This window comes from Streptomyces sp. NPDC094034, assembly GCF_040303865.1.
Lineage (GTDB): Bacteria > Actinomycetota > Actinomycetes > Streptomycetales > Streptomycetaceae > Streptomyces.
Genome location: NZ_JBEOUD010000097.1, coordinates 1 through 4,856, shown reverse-complemented (window position 1 = coordinate 4,856; position 4,856 = coordinate 1). Strand labels below are relative to the sequence as shown.

The 4,856-nt window shown below is 69.6% G+C and carries 1 pseudogene; it reads left to right on the top strand.

Annotated features, from left to right (window positions below):
- Nucleotides 1–27: 27 nt before the first annotated feature.
- Nucleotides 28–4,856 (top strand): annotated as a pseudogene (locus ABTZ59_RS36800) (type I polyketide synthase); the annotation flags it as partial.

The window sequence follows — 4,856 nt, the reverse complement described above, 5'->3', positions numbered from 1 at the left end:
GCCTCGCTGCTGGCGGGTGAGGTTGATGGTGCTGGGGCTGGTGGTGGTCTGCCGTTCTCGTGGGAGGGTGTGTCGTTGCATGCGACGGGCGCTTCCGCGTTGCGGGTGCGGCTGGCGCCGGTGGGTAAGGACGTGATGTCCGTGGTTGCTGTCGACGTTTCCGGTCAGCCGGTTGTTTCGGTCGATTCGCTGCTCGTACGGGCCGTGTCGAGCGAGCAGTTGAACGGCGCCGGTTCCGCGGTGGACCTCGTCCGTGACGCGCTGTTCGGTCTGGAGTGGACGCCGGTGACGGCCGTGGCCGGGGCGGACGTTCCGGGATCGGTGGTGGTCCTCGGGGCGGACACGCTGGGACTTGCCGAGGGCCTGGTCGGCCTCGGTGCAGAGGTCGGGACGGTGGGGACGGCCGAGACCTACGCCGATCTGCTGGCGTCGGTGGCGGGCGGGTCCCCCGTAGCGGCCACCGTGCTGGTGGGGATTGACGGAACGTCATATGCGGACGGGAGCGGGAACGAAGACGCGGATGGGGGCGAGGTTGGGGTCGCGGAGTCGGTGCATGCGCTGACCGCCGCGTCGCTGGCCCTGGTTCAGGGGTGGCTGGCCGAGGAGCGGTTCGCGGGGTCGCGGCTGGTGTTCGTTACGCGGGGAGCGGTGTCCGTGGACGGCGATGCTGTCGCCGGTCTGGCGGCGGCCTCCGTATGGGGTCTGGTCCGGTCCGCGCAGTCGGAGAACCCGGGTCGCTTCGGACTGCTGGATCTCCCCACCGACACCGATCTGTCGTCCCTGTCCGAAGCGCGGAAGGCTCTCGGTTCCGACGAACCGCAGCTGATCGTCCGTGATGGCACGATTCGCGCGGGACGACTGACCCGCGTACCCGTACCCGTACCCGAATCTGTATCCCCTTCCGTATCTGTGACCACGGGCGAGAGCGGAAGCCAGGCGGATCAGGCCTGGAACGACGAGGGTACGGTCCTGATCACCGGCGGTACGGGTGGTCTGGGCCGTGTCCTGGCCCGGCACCTCGTCGCCGGGCGCGGTGTGCGCCATCTGCTGCTGGCCAGTAGGCGCGGTACGGACGCGCCCGGCGCCGCCGAACTGGTCGCCGAACTGACCGCGCAGGGCGCGCGGGTCACGGTCGCCGCGTGTGACCTCGCCGACCGGTCCGCCGTGTCCGGGCTGCTGGCCGGCGTACCGTCCGAACACCCATTGACCGCTGTGGTACACGCCGCCGGTGTGCTGGATGACGGTGTGGTGGGTTCGTTGACGCCGGAGCGGTTGGACAGGGTTCTGCGGCCGAAGGTGGACGCGGCGTGGCATCTGCATGAGCTGACGCGGGGTCTTGGTTTGGCGGCGTTCGTGGTGTTTTCGTCGGTGGCGGGTGTGTTCGGTGGTGCGGGGCAGGGCAATTACGCTGCGGCGAATTGTTTCCTGGATGCTTTGGTGGCGCGTCGGCGGGCGGAGGGTCTGCCGGGTGTGTCGCTGGCCTGGGGTCCGTGGGATCAGGTGGGCGGGATGACGGGGACGGTGACGGAGGCGGACATGCGGCGGCTGGCCCGCTCCGGGATGCCGCCGCTCTCCGTCGAGCAGGGCCTCACGCTCTTCGACGCGGCGCTCGCCTCCGGCCGGACCGTGGTGGCGCCGGTGCTGCTGGAACTCCCCGCGCTCCGCGCACAGAGTGAAGTGCCGCCGCTGCTCAAGTCGTTGGTCCGTACCCGCTCCCGCTCCCGTCGGAGCGCGGTCGCCGGATCGACCACCGCCGCCGCTACCGGGCTTCTCGGCCGGCTTGCCGGACTGACCTCGTCCGCCCGGCACGAAGCACTCCTGGATCTCGTACGGAGTCAGGTCGCCCTCGTACTCGGCCACGCCGACGCGACGGCCGTCAACGCCACGTCCCAGTTCAGGGAGTTGGGCTTCGACTCGCTGACAGCGGTGGAGCTGCGGAACCGGCTGAATACGGTGACGGGTCTGCGGCTGACGGCCACCCTGATCTTCGACTATCCGACCGCGACAGCCCTCGCGGACCATCTCGGGGACGAACTGTTCGGCACCGAGGCGGAGACCACGATCCCGGTCCGGATGCTGCCGCCCGTTGCCGACGATCCGATCGTGATCGTCGGAATGAGCTGCCGCTACCCGGGCGGGGTGGCCTCGCCCGAGGATCTGTGGCGACTGGTCACCGAGGGCGCCGACGCGATCTCGGGCTTCCCGACGAACCGTGGCTGGGACGTGGACGGGCTGTTCAACCCGGACCCGGATCACGCGGGCACGTCGTACACACGCTCGGGCGGATTCCTGGAAAACGCGGGCGAGTTCGATCCCGCCTTCTTCGGGATGAGCCCGCGCGAGGCGATGGCGACGGACTCGCAGCAGCGGTTGCTGCTCGAAGCGTCCTGGGAGGCGATCGAGCGGGCCGGGATCGACCCGGTGTCGCTGATGGGCAGTGCGACCGGTGTATTCGCCGGTGTGATGTACAACGACTACGGCACCACACTGAACGGCAAGCAGTTCGAAGGACATCAGGGTCAGGGCAGCGCGGGAAGCGTGGCCTCGGGCCGGGTCTCGTACACCTTCGGGTTCGAGGGGCCGGCGGTGACGGTGGACACGGCGTGCTCGTCGTCGCTGGTCGCGATGCATCTGGCGGCCCAGGCGCTGCGCGGCGGCGAATGCTCGCTGGCACTCGCGGGCGGTGTGACGGTGATGTCGACCCCGGGCACCTTCGTGGAGTTCTCCCGGCAGCGCGGTCTGTCGCCCGACGGCCGGTGCAAGGCGTTCTCCGAGTCCGCCGATGGCGTGGGCTGGTCGGAGGGTGTCGGCATGCTGGTGCTTGAGCGGCTGTCCGACGCACGGAGCAATGGTCACCAGGTGCTGGCGGTGCTGCGTGGCAGCGCGATCAACCAGGACGGCGCGTCGAACGGCTTGACGGCCCCGAACGGCCCTTCGCAGCAGCGGGTGATTCGCCAGGCGCTCGCCGGCGGTGGGCTGTCCCTGGACGATGTGGACGCTGTGGAGGCGCATGGTACGGGTACGACGCTGGGTGACCCGATCGAGGCGCAGGCGCTGCTGGCGACGTACGGCCGTGATCGTGACCCGGAGCGTCCGCTGCTCCTCGGTTCGGTGAAGTCCAACATCGGTCACACCCAGGCCGCCGCCGGTGTCGCCGGTGTCATCAAGATGGTGCTCGCGATGCGGCACGGAACGCTGCCGCGCACGCTGCATGTGACCGAGCCGTCGTCGCATGTCGACTGGTCGGCGGGCGCGGTGGAACTGCTGACCGAGCAGACTCAGTGGCCGGAGACCGGCCGGGTACGGCGTGCGGGTGTCTCGTCCTTCGGGATCAGCGGGACCAACGCGCATGTCATCCTCGAACAGCCGCAGCAGCCGCTGGCCGAGTTCGCGGCCGAGCCGGCGCAGCCCTCTGTGGTGGAGTCCGGGTCGCCCGCCGTGGTGCCATGGGTGCTCTCGGGCAAGTCGCCGGAGGCGCTGCGCGGCCAGGCGGCCAAGCTGTTGTCGTCGATGGAGTCGCGGCCGGAGTTGCGGCCGGTGGATGTCGGGTTCTCGCTGGTGATGGGCCGGTCGGTGTTCGATCATCGGGCTGTGGTGCTGGCGGGTGACCGTGCGGATGCGGTGCGGGCTCTTGCCGCTCTGGCGTCTGGTGATGTGGATCGTTCGGCGGTGTCGGGGGCGGTTGTCGGCGGGAAGTCGGCGGTGCTGTTCTCGGGTCAGGGTTCGCAGCGGTTGGGGATGGGGCGTGAGCTGTATGGCCGGTTCCCGGTGTTCGCGCAGGCACTGGATTCCGTACTCGCGCTGCTGGACGCCGAATTGGGGCGGTCGCTGCGTGAGGTGATGTGGGGTGAGGACGCCGGGCCGCTGAATGACACGGGTTTCACGCAGCCGGCGTTGTTCGCCATTGAGGTGGCGCTGTTCCGGTTGGTGGAGTCGTGGGGTGTGCGGCCCGAGTTCGTCGCTGGTCATTCGATTGGTGAGATCGCGGCGGCGTTTGTGGCGGGGGTGTTCTCGCTGGAGGATGCCTGCGCGCTGGTGGTGGCGCGGGCGAAGCTGATGGGGGCGTTGCCGGCCGGTGGCGCGATGGTCGCGGTGCGGGCGACGGAGGAGGAGGTTCTTCCGCTGCTGTTCGGGCGAGAGGACCAGGTGTCGATCGCCGCGGTCAACGGTCCCTCGTCGGTGGTGGTCTCGGGTGATGAGGACGTGGTCCTGGAGGTCGCGGCGCGTCTGGAGGAGCAGGGTCGCAAGACCACCTTGCTGCGGGTGTCGCACGCGTTCCATTCGCCGCTGATGGACCCGATGCTGGACGGGTTCCGCGCCGTGGCGGAGGGCCTGTCGTACGGGGCCCCGCGCATGCCGGTCGTATCGAATCTGACCGGTGGTCTGGCGTCGGTGGAGGAGCTGTGCTCGGCCGAGTACTGGGTACGGCATGTCCGGGAGGCCGTGCGCTTCGAGGACGGGGTACGGACGCTCGGTGAGCAGGGCGTGACCACCTTCCTGGAGCTGGGACCTGACGGTGTGCTGTCGGCCATGGCGCAGGAAACGGCGCCGGAGGAGGCGGCGATCGTCCCGATTCTCCGCAAGGACCGGGGCGAGGAACTGACCGCGCTCACCGCGTTGGCTCGCCTGCACACGCACGGTGCGACGGTCGACTGGACCGGCTTCTTCGCGGGGACGGGGGCGCGGCGGGTGGAGTTGCCCACGTATGCCTTCCAGCACCAATGGTTCTGGCCGGCGGGTTCGCCGTCCGGTGTCGCCAGTGATGTGCGTGCGGCGGGTCTTGGTTCGGCTGGGCATCCGTTGCTGGGTGCGGCTGTTGAGTTGGCTGCTGGTCAGGGTGTGTTGGTGACTGGTCG